Below are 16,839 nucleotides of genomic sequence, written 5' to 3'. Positions count from 1 at the left end.
TGTCGTCAAAAGTTTTACATTTGCTTTGTTAAAATAAGAACTATCCATGGTTAAATTCAACCGGTTTACACTGGATAATGGCCTCCGGGTTATTGTTCATGAAGATAATACCACGCCTATGGCAGTGCTCAACATTCTGTATGATGTTGGTGCACGCGACGAAGATCCCGAGCAAACGGGCTTTGCTCATTTGTTTGAGCACCTGATGTTCGGCGGATCTGTAAATATTCCAAGCTACGATGAGCCACTGCAAAGGGTAGGAGGCGAAAACAATGCTTTTACCAGTAACGATATCACCAACTATTACATCACCCTGCCATCGGCCAATATCGAAACAGCATTTTGGCTCGAGAGCGATCGCATGTTAAACCTCGCCTTTAGCGAAAAAAGTCTTGAGGTGCAGCGTAACGTAGTAATTGAGGAGTTTAAGCAGCGTTACCTTAACCAGCCTTACGGCGATGTTTGGCTAAAGCTACGCCCGCTGGTTTATAAACAGCACGCTTACCGTTGGGCTACCATTGGTAAAACCATCAAGCACATCGAGGATGCCAAAATTGAGGATGTGAAAGCATTCTTTAAAAAACATTATAACCCGCAAAATGCCATTATGGTAGTTGGGGGCAATATCACAACCGAAGAGGTTAAAAAGCTCTCCGAAAAATGGTTTGGCCCAATCCCCGCTGGTGAGAAATACACACGCAACCTGCCGCAGGAGCCCGAACAGCATGACGAACGCCGCGAAACGGTTACTGCCAAAGTGCCGCTGAACGATGTGTACATCGCGTTCCAGATGGGGGCAAGGCTGGATGATGATTATTACCCGGTGGAATTACTGAGTGATATCTTGTCGCGTGGTCACTCGTCACGTTTGTACCGTAGTTTGGTGCAGGATAAGCAAATTTTTAGCGAGGTGCATGCCTACATTACAGGCAGCCTGGATAAAGGTATGTTTGTGTTAGAGGGCAAACCCCTGGAAAACGTTAGTATTGAGCAGGCCGAAGCCGCGTTTTGGGACGAGCTGGAAAAAGTAAAAGCCACGGAGATTCCGGCTGATGAGTTGACCAAGGTGCAAAACAAGACCGAATCGACCATGGTGTTTTCTGAAATGTCGTTGTTGGATAAAGCCATGAACCTGGCCTCGTTTGAGTTGCTGGGCGATGCTGACCTGCTGAACCAGGAAACCGCCAAATACCTGGCGGTAACTCCCGCGCAGATCAAAGAAGCTGCTAATAAGATATTCAGGAAAGACAATTCTTCAACGCTGATTTATTTGGCCGAGAAAGCCGAAGTTTCTGAATCAGAGTTTTCAGAATTAGAGAATTAACAGAATTGGAATTGATCTGAACCACGATTTTTCAGATTAACGGATTTACAGGATTAGTATAATCAAATCCAAAAAATCTGATTAATCTGCTTAATCCGGGTTCAGAAAAAAGAATTACTGACGAATGACCAACTTAGATAGAACATTAGCCCCTGATTTTAAGGCTATCGATAATATAAACCTGATACGCCCCGCGCATAAAAAGCTCGGTAACGGCTGTAATATATTTTGCTTTAACTCCGGCGACCAGGAATTGGTTCGCATAGAATGGATTTTTGGCAACCTGCGTTTTAACCCGGCGCTGCCGCTGTTGAACATGGCCGTAAATACCATGCTCACCGAAGGTACCAGTACATTAACCGCGGCCCAGATTGCCGATAAGGTTGATTTTTACGGCGCCTTTTTGCAGGTGGAATACGGGTACGAAAACTCGCAGGTTGTATTGTACAGCCTTAATAAGCACCTGCACCATACCTTGCCGGTTATTGTTGATATTTTAACCAATTCAACCTTCCCCGAGAAGGAATTGGAAACTTTTAAACGTAACCAGCAACAAAAGCTACAGGTTAGCCTGCAAAAAAATGATGTTGTTGGCCGCCGCAATTTTAACAAGGCGGTTTATGGCGATACCATATACGGGGTGGGTGCAAGCTTTGATAATTATAAAGCCCTGCAGCGCGATGAATTGGTTGCACACTATAAAGAGCAATACCAGCCATCAAACTGCACCATTATCATTTCAGGGAAAATTGAACCGGAAACTTTGACCCTTATTACCGATACGTTTGATAAAGGATGGGTAAATGGCGATAAACCCGCCGATACCACCCAGCCGGAAATTGTACCGGCTTCAGAATTATTTTACTTTACCGAGAAGCCAGAAGCCCTGCAATCGGCCATCAGGATAGGTACACCGATGATTAACCGTAGCCACCCGGATTTTCAGCAATTACAGGTGTTGAATACGGTTTTGGGCGGCTATTTCGGGTCGAGGCTAATGGCCAACATTCGCGAGGATAAAGGTTATACGTATGGCATCGGCTCGGGGCTGGGCTCGTTTAAACAGGCCGGGTCCTTCTTTGTAGCTACCGAGGTTGGGGCAGATGTGTGCAAACCGGCCCTTGCCGAAATTGAAAAGGAAATCAATATCCTTAAAACCGAACTAATCCCCGACGAAGAGCTTTCATTGGTACGCAACTACATGTTAGGCTCGTTGTTAGGCAGCCTGGAGAATGTTTTTTCGCATGCCGATAAATTCAAGAGTATCTATTTTGCCGGTTTGGATTATGATTATTACGACAGGTATGCAGCTACAGTAAAAAGTGTCGACTCTGCAAGGTTATTGGAATTAGCCAATAAATATTTCCACTTTGAGCGTTTTTATAAAGTGATAGTAGGAAAGTATTAATTTTTGATTTGGGATTTCGGATGTTCGATTTCGGATTTGGTCTTTAATTCCGAAATTGAACATCCGAAATCCCAAATCTCCCCAAATATCACAGAAAGGCAATTTTTAAATAATTACGAAATCGAACATCCGAAATCCGAAATAAAAAGTTAGCTTTGCCCGGCAAATAATAACTCCAAAATAATTATTTGCTATGCAGTTAGACCCATCTAAATTTGTTGCCGAAGGATTAACTTACGACGACGTTTTACTACTCCCCGCTTATTCAGAAGTATTACCGCGCGATGTTAACACCAGCAGCTGGTTAACCAAAAACATCCGTTTAAACATTCCCATCATTTCGGCAGCTATGGATACCGTTACCGAATCTGGCCTGGCTATTGCCATTGCCCAGGCGGGTGGTATAGGTATGCTGCATAAAAACATGACCATACAGGCCCAGGCCGATGAAGTTCGTAAAGTTAAACGATCTGAAAGCGGCATGATCCAGGACCCGGTTACCTTGCTGGAAGATGCCCTGCTTGCAGATGCATTCCAGATCATGAAGGAGTTTAGCATCGGTGGTATCCCGGTAATTGATGCCGATCATCGCCTTAAAGGTATTATCACCAACCGCGATCTGCGTTTCCAAAAAGACATGAGCGTTCCGGTTAGTACCGTAATGACTAAAACAAACCTGATCACAGCACCCGAAGGCACTACACTTACAGAAGCTGCCTCGATATTGCAAAGCAATAAAATTGAAAAACTGCCGGTTGTAAATCCAAATGGCAGGCTGGTAGGTTTAATTACATACAAAGACATTCAGAAGGTTAAAAACTTCCCCAACGCCTGTAAAGACGAGTTTGGTCGCCTGCGTGTAGGAGCTGCCGTTGGCGTTGCTGCCGACAATATCGACCGCGTAACCGCCCTGGTAAATGCTGGTGTTGATGTGGTTACGGTTGATACGGCCCATGGCCACAGCAAAGGGGTTATTGATATGGTGAAAGCCATTAAAGCTTTACATCCAAACCTGCAGGTTATTGCCGGTAACATTGCTACAGGCGATGCAGCCATTGCCCTTGCAGATGCCGGCGCCGATGCTGTTAAAGTGGGTATTGGTCCGGGTTCAATTTGTACTACCCGTATTATTGCGGGTGTGGGTGTACCACAACTATACGCCGTTTACGAGTGCGCTAAAGCATTAGAAGGCCGTGGCATCCCGGTTATTGCCGATGGTGGTATCAAACAAACAGGCGACATTGTAAAGGCTATTGCAGCCGGTGCAAGCTCTATCATGGCAGGCTCACTGTTTGCAGGTGTAGAAGAATCACCGGGTGAAACCATCATATACGAAGGCCGTAAGTTTAAATCGTACCGCGGTATGGGTTCTGTTGAAGCAATGGCAAAAGGATCAAAAGATCGTTATTTCCAGGATGAAACAGATGTGGTAACTAAATTGGTTCCTGAAGGTATTGTAGGCCGTGTGCCATTTAAGGGCAATATGGGCGAAGTGATTTTCCAGTACATCGGCGGTTTACGCGCCGGTATGCACTACTGTGGTGCTGCCAACATTGAAGATCTGCAACGCGCCAAGTTTGTACGCATAACAGCAGCCGGTATGCGCGAAAGCCACCCGCACGATATTACCATTACTAAAGAAGCTCCTAATTATACAAGCAGGTAAGCAATTATTGAATTATTGAATGACTGAATTATTGATTTAAATACAGTAATTCAATAATTCGGTAAATCTATAATTCAGTAATTAAAAAACTAAAGAAGCGCTTAATTATACAAGCAGGTAGTTTTTGGTTGATTAGGTGAGCGGTTGGATTTTCTCCAGATAATAAAAAAGCCAGTATGGTTGTAAGTAAAACTTATAACCTTACTGGCTTCTCTTTTGGCAGCTATTTACTGGCCGTTAATAGAGGCCGACTTTGGGATAATGCTGTTTGATGTTATTATTTTTAATGCCTGGTCGTTGGTAAAGCCCTCTTTGGTAAGCGCATCAAAATACTCTTTATTTAGTTTTGCTATCTCGGCTATTTTGCCTGGCTGTTGGTAGTAAGTAAATTGTGCGTCAAGCAAGCTTTTTACCATGGATGTATACATGGGACCCATTCCACCCATGGCATTTACCAACATGTTAGCCCCGTCTAAAGGTTGCCCTGTCCCATTTACCGGTGGCGGTGGCAATAATTCCACGTTGGTTATTTTTACGCCCTTATCCCCGGGCGATGAGTGTATAAGATCAACATTGTAAAAATTAAAATAAGTTATTCCGTCGTTCCGTTTTCCGGCGCGTTCAATAATATCGATACTTTTGGTATTGGCTGGAATCTTTTTAAAATACACTTTAAACTCCAGCTTATCATTTGTTTTTTTTAAGGTGTTCCTGGTCTCAGGAACTACGGCAATCCCTTCCGATTTTACGTACCCGTAGTGTTTATTATCAACATCTGTTTGAATATAAATTTCCCTGTTAAGCACGGCCCAGGCGTTGTCGCTGCCGGCATAATGTCTAAAACTTACTACGGTATACTGTTGATCTGTCTCAATTTTAGTGATGGTGCTTGTCGGGCTGTCAGAAGTTTCAACATCGGGATTGGTAACAGTTTGGGCAAAAGAACTCTTAAGGCCGATTGTAAATAATACGGCTGCAAGGATTAAGGTTTTTTTCATGCGGTGTTTGGTTTATAAGGTTGGGTAAATGTAAGGGTGTAATAATACGTATTAAATGGATAAACGGCTAAAGTTAATGGATAATACTATCGTAACCTGTAAAGTGGTTACTGTAAATTTTATATTTGCGCCATGAAATCCATTTCCGTATTCTGCGGCGCCAACTTTAACGGCGATCCTTTATTAAAACAAGCTATAGAACAGTTAGCCGAAGTTATGGTAAACCGCGATATTACCCTGGTATTTGGCGGCGGTAAAGTTGGCGTTATGGGGTTGATAGCCGATGCCATTTTAAGCCGTGGCGGTAAAGCGATAGGCGTAATACCGCAATTTTTGATGGATAAGGAAGTAGGGCACACGGGATTAACTGAACTACATATTGTAGATAACATGCACCAGCGCAAACAAATGATGAATGATTTGTGCGATGGCATCATTACCCTGCCCGGCGGACTTGGTACCCTCGAAGAGTTTTTTGAAGTGCTTACCTGGCTGCAGTTAGGGTTGCACAACCACCCGATAGGGCTGCTTAATACCGGCGGGTATTACGATTCGTTGTTAAAGCAACTGGATGTAATGGTTGAGAAAAAATTCCTGAAACCCACCAACCGCGAACTGGTGATTACCTCCGGCGACCCAATTGAATTGGTAAACCTGATGGACAGCTTTAACGCCAAGCCCGATGAAGTTTGGTTTAGGGACAGAGATCTGACATAGTTTGGTGTTTGCAGTTTATATATATTTTGATTACATAACGCCGTTACTCTGGTACCGTCGGGTGTAGTATCCGGCAAAAGCACGGCAAGCATCACACTACAGCCAAACGGGTTATTCTATACAATCATGATTTGCGGTTAATTAGATCGAAACTGATTTTACTAATACGAAGATCGGTAATTTAGTACAATGGCATAATTGTTTTAAGCGCATTTTATAACACTATTTATCGGTGTATAATCCATCGTTTTAAAAGGTTTATCCATTTTTTGAAGTGCAATTAGCTTATATATTTACCCCAACCAATAATAACAAATAGGGTAAATGCAGCATCTTTTAACACGTGCACATGGCCATGTTATGGCCTGTTTAAAAATACTTTGTTCACAAAAGCCGCGAAGCGCATAAACACCTTTGCCCGAATTGTAATGTTAAAACCTATGTCAAAATTAAAACACGCTGTTTTTTTATTACTGTTAACAACCCTTTTTATTAATGCAGATGCACAAAGCAAGACCAACTTATGGAAAGGCTTTGAAAGAATACAACTGAAATTTGCCGACCGGGATGCTTACTATGTTAAGCCCGCACATCCGTTGCCTGGTAATCCCTGGGTTTGGCGCACATCTTTTCCCGACTGGCATACCGATATAGACAGTATTTTGCTTGCGAAAGGGTTTTATATAGCCTTTATCAATGTTGATAACCAGTATGGTGCGCCATCGGCAATAAAGTTTTATGATGTATTTTACACTTATTTAACTACACAGCTTGCCTTTGCACCAAAGGTAGCACTCGAAGCTGTGAGCAGGGGAGGCCTGTATGCTTATGCCTGGGCCAAACGCAATCCCGATAAGGTAACCTGTATTTATGCGGAAACGCCGGTTTGTGATATTAAAAGCTGGCCCGGAGGAAAGTTGAAGGGGGCCGGAGATGCAGGTGCCTGGAACGAACTAAAACAGGTTTATCATTTTACCGAAGAACAGGCTATTGCCTACAACGATAACCCAATTGATAACCTGGAAGGCCTTGCTTCGTTCCGGGTGCCCATTTTACATACCATAGGACTCGACGATAAACTTGCCCCGCCTGCCGAGAATAGCGATGTGCTGGCCAAACGCTATATTGCTTTGGGCGGTCCCATTAGCATCCATCCCGTAACACAGGGGCCAATGGAGTTACAGGGGCATCATTTTACGGTAGATCGCCCGACTTATTACGCCGAATTTATCTACAATAACTCATACCCGGTACAAAAAATACTGCCTTACACAGATTATGTCAAAACGGCCGGCGGCTTAAATAATTTTTACTACGCTGCTACAGTAAATAAAAAAGCTACCGTTTCTTTTTTAGGCGGATCGATCACTTTTAACCCCGGTTGGCGCGATAAGGTCTGCAAATATCTCAGGGAAACTTACCCCGAAACAGATTTTCATTTTATAGCTGCCGGGATACCATCGTTAGGTAGTTTACCGCACGCATTCAGGTTGCAAAGGGATATCCTTGACTCGGGTAAAACCGACCTGCTGTTTGTAGAGGCTGCTGTAAACGATAGGGGCACAGATAGTACTACGCAGGTTCGGGCTTTAGAGGGTATTATAAGGCATGCAAAAACGAACAACCCGATGATGGATGTTATAATGATGGCCTTTGCTGATCCTCAAAAAATAGAAAACTACGGCAAAGGCAAAGTATCGCCCGAGTTGCTGAACCACCAGTTGGTAGCTACTCATTACAATTTACCTTATGTAAACCTCGCGTTTGAGGTTAACGATAAAATAAAAAACAAAGAGCTAACCTGGGCCGATGATTTTAAAGATATCCACCCCTGGTATCATGGGCAGGAGCTTTACTTTGAAACCATTAAAGCCTTGCTGCAGGCCGGCGTTGCTGCAAATTATAAACAACAGGTTAAAGCTGTTTTACCTAAATCAATTGATAACGCCAGTTATAATAATGGTAGCTATTATAACATTACTAATGCCCGGTTGGATAAAGGCTGGGCTATCGATACCAAATGGAATCCCAGGGATGGCTTGTCAACCCGCCCGGGTTTTGTTGATGTGCCCATGCTGCAGGCTACAGAACCAGGTAGTGAACTCACCCTGCCATTTAAAGGCACAGCTGTTGGTATTGCGGTGGTGGCCGGGCCCGATGCGGGCATTATATCTTACTCTATTGATGGCGGTGCCTATAAAGAGCTCGACCTGTTAACCCCGTATTATAGCTGGATTCATCTTGGGGTTTACCATATATTGGGCGATAAGCTGAACAATGGCAACCATACTTTAAAAATTAAAATAAGCGATAAAAAGAACAATTTGAGTAAGGGTCATGCGTGCCGCATTGTTAACTTTTTTGTAAACAATAAATAAATGATTGGTTGATTAGGCTTAATAAGTGAGTGGTTTTTAAAACCAAACCAACCTAATCCAACTCAATCAACCTAATTAAACCCAATCCAACTCAGTCTAACCAAAAAATAATTAAACTATACTATGAAAAGAAAAGCAGGACTATTGGGAGTCCTTTTATTAAGTACCTGTTTAGCTATCGCTCAGCAGGCAACAAGTTCAATTCCGGTTAAAACTCCCAAAGCGGTCATGGATCAGTTTATGGATAAACGTTTCGGTATGTTTATTCATTTTGGCCCGGTAACCCAGCGTGGTACCGAAATTGGCTGGAGCCGCAACGACCAGGTGTCTGAGGAGGATTACGATAACTTGTACCACGAATTTAACCCGGTATTATTTAATGCCGATGCCTGGGTAAAGGCTGCTAAGGATGCCGGTATGAAATATCTCACCATAACAGCCAAACATCATGATGGCTTCCTGTTGTGGCCAAGTGCTTATTCGGATTATAATATTTCCAAATCGCCGTTTAAAAGAGATCTGGTTGGGGAGTTGGCCAAAGCCTGTAAAAAACAAGGCATTACCTTTTGTATCTATATGACTGTGCTCGATTGGCATGACCAGGATTACCCGATAGACAACCCTCATCACCCCGAAATAAATGCCAGGAAAGGAGACATGGCTGCTTTTAAAACCCGCATGAAAAGCGAGTTGAAAGAAGTGATTACCAAATACCATCCGTTTATGCTTTGGTTTGATGGCTATTGGGAAAAACCATGGACAACAGAAGATGGCAAAGAAATTTACAGTTACATTAAAAGCGTTGATGCTAACGTAGTTGTAAACAACAGGCTTGGAAAAATAAGCGATAAGCTTGGCGGCGATGCAGTAGGTGACTTTTTAACCCCGGAACAAACGATAGGCAAACTTAATATGGATGAACCATGGGAAAGTTGCATTACCATTTGCAACCAATGGGCCTGGAAACCAAATGATGGGATGAAATCACTAAAACAATGTATCCAAACTTTGGTAACATCGGCATCGGGTAATGGTAACCTGTTATTTAACGTTGGCCCGGCGATGGATGGCCACATGGAAGCCCGGCAGGTAGCCCGTTTAAAAGAAATGGGGGCCTGGTTAAGGCAAAACGGTGAAGCGATTTATGGCACAAAAGGTGGCCCATACGCACCAACCACCGAATATGGTGCAACGCGCTTAGGCAATAAAATTTATATCAATGTTTTTCAACGTAAGGATAGCACACTAAATATTCCATTGCTGCCCAATGCCAAAATCCTGAAATCATACTTTTTGAACGGCAATGCGGTTGCAATCCGGTCGGACAGTAAAGGCTATAAGATAGAGTTGCCGGCCACTTTACCTGATGAAAATTGCTCGGTAATTGTGTTGGAGCTTGATGTGAACGCTATGGATATACCAGTAATAAAATCATAACCTGCACTAAATGAATTTTACAAAAAACATATCCGTTGCGGCCGTTCTTTTATTGCTGTCGACGGTCTCAATCGCCCAAAAAAGGGCGCTTACTTTGCATTACGATAAGCCCGCATCGCGCTGGGAAGAGACCCTCGCATTGGGCAATGGCCGTTTAGGCATGATGCCGGATGGGGGAGTGAGCGACGAAAAAATTGTACTTAATGACATTACACTTTGGTCGGGATCAGTACAGGATGCCAATAATTATGATGCCTATAAAAAACTGCCCGAAATAAAGGCATTATTATTGGCCGGAAAAAACGTGGAGGCACAGGCCCTGATTGATAAAGATTTTGTGTGCAAGGGCCCCGGATCGGGAGGCAAACAATGGGGCTGTTTTCAAACCCTGGGCGATCTAACCCTGAAGTTTGACTATAATGGTGCCGATGCTACTAAATATACCAACTATCAGCGGGAATTATCGCTTGATAATGCTTTAGCAAAAAGTACTTATACTGTTAACGGTGTTACTTATAAGCGCGAGTATTTTACCAGTTTTGGAAGTGATATAGATGTTATCAAACTTACTGCCGATAAACCTGGTCAGCTGAATTTTGCTATTGGCATTAGCCGCCCCGAGCGGTCAAAAACCACCACAATTGGTAATACGCTGCAAATGGAAGGCCGGTTGGATAATGGCACCGATGGGAACGGTATGCAATACATTGCCAATGTGAAAGCCAAACTCACCGGCGGTACATTAACCGCCATAGATAATAGCCTGGTTATAAAAAATGCTACCGAGGTTATTATCTATATTTCGGCAACTACCGACTTTAAAAGCCCCGGTTTTAAGGCGAAGATGGAGCGGAATTTGGCCACTGCTATGTTAAAGCCCTATGCCTTAGAAAAGCAGGAACATACCAGGAAGTTTCAAAAGCTGTTTAACCGTGTAAGCATCAATTTAGGTAACGATAACCCGACAGAAACTACCGATCAGCGGCTCATTAGCTTCCATAAAGCGCCTGCCGATGATAAAGGCTTGCCGGTATTGTTTTACCAGTTTGGGCGCTATTTAAGCATTTGCAGTACAAGGGTAGGCTTGTTGCCGCCCAACCTGCAAGGGCTATGGGCCAACGAAGTACACACCCCATGGAACGGTGACTACCACCTGGATGTAAATGTACAAATGAACCATTTCCCGGTTGAGGTTTCCAACTTGTCTGAGCTAAACCTGCCATTGGTTGAACTGGTGCGCGGCATGGTAAAAAACGGTGAGCGTACAGCTAAAGCTTATTACAACGCCGATGGCTGGGTTGCCCACGTTATCACCAACGTTTGGGGATGGACAGAGCCTGGCGAAAGCGCTTCATGGGGAGTAACCAAGGCTGGTTCGGGTTGGTTGTGCAGCAATATCTGGGATCATTATGCTTTTACAAATGACAAAAATTACCTAAAAAGCATTTACCCCATTTTAAAGGGCTCGGCACAGTTTTACAACAGCATATTGGTAAAAGACCCTAAAAGCCGTTATATGGTTACTGCACCGTCATCATCGCCCGAAAATAGCTTTATGATGCCCGATGGCAGCGGCAATCACGCCAGTATCTGCATCGGTGCCACTATCGATAATCAGATTATGCGCGAGTTGTTTGCCAACGTAATTACCGCTTCGGAAACTTTAGGTATTGATGTCGCTTTTCGTTCCCAATTAAAAAAGCGGTTAACAGAAATTCCACCCGCCGGTATCATCAGCAAGGATGGCCGCATACAGGAATGGCTGGAAGATTACAAGGAAACCGAGTCACAGCACAGGCACATCTCTCACCTGTATGGGATCTATCCGGCATCCGAAATTACAGCAGACGGCACGCCCGACCTGGCAGCCGCAGCTAAGAAGACCCTGGATGTACGTGGCGATGATGGGCCAAGCTGGTCTATCGCCTACAAGCTCTTATTCTGGGCCAGACTGCACGATGGCAACCGGGCCTACAAACTATTTACCGAGATCATGAAGCCGACTACAAGCACAGGTATCAATTATGGTGCGGGTGGCGGTATTTATCCAAACCTGTTATCAGCAGGTCCGCCGTTCCAGATAGATGGAAACTTTGGCACAACTGCCGGTATTGCCGAAATGCTGATCCAAAGCCATGAAGGCTATATCAACCTGATACCGGCAATTCCCGATAGCTGGAAAGCATCCGGCGATGTGAAAGGGTTACGTGCCCGTGGCAATTTTACTGTCGATTTTAAATGGAAAGATGGTAAGGTTATTAGCTACCGCGTCACTTCAACCACGCCGCGTAAAGTGAAAATAAAGGTTAACGGGGTGATGAAAGAGGTGATGGCGCAAAAGGTGTAGTTAAATCAACGTACTAAACTACCGTCATTGCGAGGCACGAAGCAATCCCAAACTATGTGGGACTTAGCATATCGGGGATTGCTTCGTGCCTCGCAATGACGCTCTATTATTAAAAATGCCAATCAATGAAAATATACTATAAAATAATTTTTACCCTGTCGTTAGCCATGCAATCACTGTTTAGTATTGCATCAGCCAAACAAACGAGTACCGTAACAATCCCATACGGTAAAGGCAACAGCATTGTTTACGACCTTAAAACCGGCACCTATAATGTTTATCATGGCAAAAAAATATTTTTTTCTAATATAACAGCCACTTTCAAAATAAAAGATGTAGCCGTAGCCACAACTGATAATTTATATCGTAAATATGCTACTACGGCTATTAATGATGGTTTTGGCAAAGGCGAAAAATACGTAGTAACACTTACCCGTAATAACCTGCCAAAAATTGAACAGGTATTTTACGTTTACCCTGGCAGGGAATTTTTCCTGACCCAGGTTGTATTGACAGGAAAAAAAATATCCAGTAATTCCATTATTCCGTTTTCCGGGAATATTCCGGCTGTTACGGGCGATGCCCGCAGCGTTTTTGTGCCCTTTGATAACGATACGTTTATCCGGTATAACGCCAAAGAGTTCAAGGCCCCGTTCAGCAATACCAGTGCCGAAGTTGGTACGGTATATGACAACGCCAGTCGCAACGGTTACATAGCTGGTTCTGTTGAGCATGAGGTTTGGAAAACCGGGGTACGCAGTACGGCCACCGGCGAAGGCAACCGGATAGTTGTTTGGAGCGGATATACCGAAGAAAGCGTAACCCGCGATAATATCGAGCACGGAGAAGTTAAAGGTGATATAGTGCAGTCGCCCAAGATATTTATTGGTTACTACAATGACTGGCGAACCGGTATGGAAGAATATGCTAAAGCCAACCGCATTGCCGAACCTCCGTTTGTTTTTAACTGGACAAAACCTACGCCTGTTGGATGGAATAGCTGGGGCGTGATGCAGGAAAAACTAACCTACGAGAAAGCCACAAAAGTGGCCGATTTTTTTGCCGATAGCCTGTCAACCTTCCGCACCGGTAACACTGCTTTTATCGATTTGGATTCCTATTGGGATTTTATGCTGAAGGGCGGCTTAGAAGGAGATTACAGCAGGCTGAAGGAGTTTGCCGACTATTGCAAAAGCAAGGGATTGCAACCCGGAGTTTATTGGGCGCCATTTACTGATTGGGGCTGGAAAGATGGTCCCGACAGAAAAGTAGCCGGCACTAATTATACCTACGGCGAAACCTGGACAAAAGTTGGTAAAGGCTACCACGATATTGATGGCGCAAGGGCTGTTGATCCTACACACCCCGCAACGCTTCAACATATTGATTTGGTGATTGGTAAGCTGAAAGAATGCGGCTTTAAGATGATTAAAATAGATTTCCTGGGGCATGCTACCGCCGAGTCTACCCATTTTTATGATCCTGCCATAACTACAGGAATGCAGGCCTACCGTAAAGGGATGGAATACCTGGTCAGCAAATTGGGCGATCAGATGCTCATTTACGCCGCTATATCGCCAAGTCTGGCATCGGGCCGCTATGTGCATACCCGCCGCATTGCCTGCGATGCTTTTAAAAGTATCGATAATACGCAGTACACCTTAAACAGTGTAAGCTATGGCTGGTGGCAAACCTATTTGTACAATTTTGTTGATGCCGACCATGTGGTATTAAACAACGAAACTGAAGGGGCCAACCGCGCCCGGATGCTTTCGGCCATAGTTACCGGTACGTTTATTACCGGCGACGATTTTTCCGTACACGGACAGTGGAGCTCAAGGGCTATAGCGTGGTATCAAAATCCGGAGATTTTAACGGTTATTAAAAATGGTAAATCCTTTAAACCGGTTGAGGGTAATACCGGCGAAAACGCGTCTGAACTGTTCACTCAAAAAATCGGGAATGCGTATTATGTGGCCGTATTTAATTACTCGGATAAGCCTAAAGCGTTTGCATTGGATTTTAAAAGATTAGGCCTGCCCCTGCAAAAATATAAAGTTACCGAAATACTGAAAGGCACGAATACAGATTTGAATGTAAAATTGCCTGCCGCTGATGCTGTATTATATAAATTTGAGTTCAAGAACTAATAATCAATAAATTTAACCTTATTTGTACCTGATTAATAACCTATAAAAAATTGAGAAAGACGTTTACAAACAAAGCATTGCCATTTGGTGTGGTGCTTGTAAGTTCGATGGTGATGGCTATGGGAAGCTACGCCCAAACTGTTACCATCCCGGTAGAAACACAAAATAATGCCCTGGTGCTGCAAACCGGAGGCGATAAAACCCTTAAAATGGTTTACTTCGGCAGTAAGCTGGGTAACGCCAAAGAATACGAACATATTGGCAAAATGTATCGGCAGGCCGATGACTCGGGTGTGTTAACTGAAGCCTATATGGCATCAGGTTCGCAAAGCCTGGCCGAACCGGCAATAACCGTGACGCATACCGATGGTAATAAATCCCTCAACCTGGTTTATGTAAGCCACACCGTGACCAAAGTTGACGAGGATATAAGCCTGCTTACTGTTAACCTGAAAGATCCTGCCTACCCGTTTGAAGTAACATTATATTATAAAACCTATTTTAAAGAGGACGTTACCGAGCAATGGTCGGTTATAAAGCATAACGAAAAGGGTGAAGTAACCCTGAACAAATATGCATCGGCCAATCTTAATTTAAAAGGTAATGGCTTTTGGCTAAAACAATACCACGGTAACTGGGCATTAGAGATGCAGCCCGAGGAGGCAAGGCTAACCCACGGCATTAAAACTATTGACAGCAAACTGGGTACCCGCGCTAATTTGTATGAGCCATCTATGTTCATGGTATCTATGGATAAACCTGCTACCGAGGATGAAGGTAAAGTAATGCTTGGCGCGCTGGAATGGTCGGGCAATTTTAAAATCGATCTGGAGTTGGATGTATCCAATAACTTAAGGGTTATTGCCGGTATTAACAATGCTGCGGCCGAATATCATCTTAAACCTGCACAGGAGTTTACTACGCCGGCGTTTGTCTATACTTATTCAGATCATGGTAAGGGAGATGCCAGCCGTAAGCTGCAACGTTGGGCACGCCAATATAAAATTGTTGATGGCCAGGGTGATAGGCTTACTTTGCTGAACAACTGGGAATCGACCTATTTTGATTTTAATGAAAGCAAACTGTTTGGTTTATTAAAAGATACCAAAAAATTAGGTGTCGATTTGTTTTTGTTAGATGATGGCTGGTTTGCTAACAAATTTCCGCGTAATGATGATCATGCCGGTTTGGGCGATTGGCAGGAAAATAAACTGAAATTACCTAATGGCATTGGTTCGTTGGTAAGGGAAGCAACTGCCGATGGCGTGAAATTCGGCATTTGGATTGAGCCCGAAATGGTTAACCCCAAAAGTGAACTTTACAGCAAACATCCCGATTGGGTGATAAAGCAACCAAACCGGCCCGAAAAGTATTTCCGCAACCAGTTGGTGCTGGATCTTGCTAATTCTAAAGTTCAGGATTTTGTATTCGGCATAGTGGATGACCTGTTTACCAAAAACCCAACCCTGGCCTATATTAAATGGGATTGTAACGCGGTGATTTATAATGCATATTCGGCTTATTTGAAAAAAGACCAATCGCATTTATATACCGATTATGTTTTCGGTTTGTACAAAGTATTGGAACGTGTAAGGGCAAAATATCCCAAAGTACCTTTGATGCTGTGCTCTGGCGGCGGTGGCCGTGTTGACTACGGCGCGCTTAAGTACTTTACTGAATTTTGGCCGAGTGATAACACCGAACCGCTGGAAAGGGTGTTTATCCAATGGGAGTACTCCTACTTTTACCCGGCTATGACCAGTTCAAACCATGTTACCGACTGGGGTAAACAACCTATAAAATTCCGCACGGACGTGGCTATGATGGGTAAGCTTGGGTTTGACATTGTAGTAAGCAAACTAAGTGAGCAAGACCTTACCTATGTGCATGACGCGCTTAAAAACTATGAATACCTGAAAGATGCCATCTGGCACGGCGACCAATATCGTTTGCAATCGCCGTGGGATAACGATGCCGCATCTATTATGTATGTTAATGAAAGCAAATCAAAAGCAGTGGTATTTAACTATTTGGTTAATAATCGTTACAATGCCGGAACAAAGGTGCCTATCCGCCTGAAAGGCCTCAATCCGCAAAAAAAATACCTGGTTAAAGAGATTAACCTTTATGCAGGCTCCAACTCATCTATCGAAAATAACCTGGTTTTAACAGGCGATTTCTTAATGACTGTAGGCATCAACCCCGATGTTAACAGCGGCAGAGCAAGTGTTGTTTTGCAGCTTGAAGAAAGCAAGTAACAAGGATGTTATGTAACAAGGCTGCAACAGTTTAAAATAAACCGTTGTGGCCTTGTATTTTTAGCCGGATTAATTCCTGTCAACTTTACAAGTTTTAAATTGATAGCCTCAAGTTATAAGTCAGCTTGCTACTTATAACTTCTGGCTCAGGACTTT

General features: G+C 43.7%; 10 protein-coding genes. 9 read left to right on the top strand and 1 reads right to left on the bottom strand.

Features of this window, described 5'->3' with window-relative positions; translation table 11 throughout:
* Positions 1–46: 46 nt before the first annotated feature.
* From PQ469_RS15400 to guaB, 3 genes are all read left to right on the top strand, one after another.
* A complete protein-coding gene (locus PQ469_RS15400) occupies positions 47–1,324 on the top strand; it encodes a M16 family metallopeptidase (RefSeq protein ID WP_274213775.1) in 1,278 nt (425 codons plus the stop codon).
* A gap of 124 nt (positions 1,325–1,448) precedes the next feature.
* Positions 1,449–2,732, top strand: a complete 1,284-nt coding sequence (locus PQ469_RS15395) for a M16 family metallopeptidase (protein WP_274213774.1) — start codon at positions 1,449–1,451, stop codon at positions 2,730–2,732.
* 193 nt (positions 2,733–2,925) lie between these two features.
* Positions 2,926–4,398 (top strand): IMP dehydrogenase, encoded by a 1,473-nt coding sequence (guaB, locus tag PQ469_RS15390; protein WP_274213773.1) that lies wholly within the window; start codon positions 2,926–2,928, stop codon positions 4,396–4,398.
* 227 nt (positions 4,399–4,625) lie between these two features.
* Here the strand turns inward: guaB and PQ469_RS15385 are convergent, their stop codons facing one another.
* Positions 4,626–5,396, bottom strand: a complete 771-nt coding sequence (locus tag PQ469_RS15385; protein ID WP_274213771.1) for a hypothetical protein — start codon at positions 5,394–5,396, stop codon at positions 4,626–4,628.
* 132 nt (positions 5,397–5,528) lie between these two features.
* Here PQ469_RS15385 and PQ469_RS15380 point away from each other — a divergent pair, with 132 nt between their 5' ends.
* The 6 genes from PQ469_RS15380 to PQ469_RS15355 all read left to right on the top strand — a co-directional run bounded on the left by PQ469_RS15380 (position 5,529) and on the right by PQ469_RS15355 (position 16,683).
* Entirely contained in the window at positions 5,529–6,113 is a 585-nt protein-coding gene (locus PQ469_RS15380; RefSeq protein WP_274213770.1) for an LOG family protein, read from the top strand.
* A gap of 440 nt (positions 6,114–6,553) precedes the next feature.
* A complete protein-coding gene (locus PQ469_RS15375; RefSeq protein WP_274213769.1) occupies positions 6,554–8,491 on the top strand; it encodes an SGNH/GDSL hydrolase family protein in 1,938 nt (645 codons plus the stop codon).
* A 123-nt stretch (positions 8,492–8,614) separates the two neighbouring features.
* A complete protein-coding gene (locus PQ469_RS15370) occupies positions 8,615–9,928 on the top strand; it encodes an alpha-L-fucosidase (RefSeq protein ID WP_274213768.1) in 1,314 nt (437 codons plus the stop codon).
* 10 nt (positions 9,929–9,938) lie between these two features.
* Positions 9,939–12,275: a glycoside hydrolase family 95 protein gene (locus PQ469_RS15365; protein WP_274213766.1), complete on the top strand. Its 2,337-nt coding sequence runs from the start codon at positions 9,939–9,941 to the stop codon at positions 12,273–12,275.
* Between the two features lie 125 nt (positions 12,276–12,400).
* On the top strand, positions 12,401–14,425 hold the full coding sequence (locus PQ469_RS15360) for an alpha-galactosidase (protein WP_274213765.1): 2,025 nt from the start codon (positions 12,401–12,403) through the stop codon (positions 14,423–14,425).
* Between the two features lie 50 nt (positions 14,426–14,475).
* The gene (locus PQ469_RS15355; protein ID WP_274213764.1) at positions 14,476–16,683 is read left to right on the top strand and encodes an alpha-galactosidase; all 2,208 of its coding nucleotides are present in this window, start codon (positions 14,476–14,478) and stop codon (positions 16,681–16,683) included.
* Positions 16,684–16,839: the final 156 nt, after the last annotated feature.

The organism is Mucilaginibacter sp. KACC 22773, from assembly GCF_028736215.1.
In the GTDB taxonomy this organism is placed as follows: Bacteria; Bacteroidota; Bacteroidia; order Sphingobacteriales; family Sphingobacteriaceae; genus Mucilaginibacter.
The sequence above is the reverse complement of the archived record's forward strand: the minus strand, read 5'-3'. Positions and strand labels throughout refer to the sequence as shown.

Coding starts and splice junctions, on each gene's coding strand:
- PQ469_RS15400 (WP_274213775.1), top strand. CDS start 47: ATGGTTAAATTCAACCGGTTTACACTGGATAATGGCCTCCGGGTTATT.
- PQ469_RS15395 (WP_274213774.1), top strand. CDS start 1,449: ATGACCAACTTAGATAGAACATTAGCCCCTGATTTTAAGGCTATCGAT.
- guaB (WP_274213773.1), top strand. CDS start 2,926: ATGCAGTTAGACCCATCTAAATTTGTTGCCGAAGGATTAACTTACGAC.
- PQ469_RS15385 (WP_274213771.1), bottom strand. CDS start 5,396: ATGAAAAAAACCTTAATCCTTGCAGCCGTATTATTTACAATCGGCCTT.
- PQ469_RS15380 (WP_274213770.1), top strand. CDS start 5,529: ATGAAATCCATTTCCGTATTCTGCGGCGCCAACTTTAACGGCGATCCT.
- PQ469_RS15375 (WP_274213769.1), top strand. CDS start 6,554: ATGTCAAAATTAAAACACGCTGTTTTTTTATTACTGTTAACAACCCTT.
- PQ469_RS15370 (WP_274213768.1), top strand. CDS start 8,615: ATGAAAAGAAAAGCAGGACTATTGGGAGTCCTTTTATTAAGTACCTGT.
- PQ469_RS15365 (WP_274213766.1), top strand. CDS start 9,939: ATGAATTTTACAAAAAACATATCCGTTGCGGCCGTTCTTTTATTGCTG.
- PQ469_RS15360 (WP_274213765.1), top strand. CDS start 12,401: ATGAAAATATACTATAAAATAATTTTTACCCTGTCGTTAGCCATGCAA.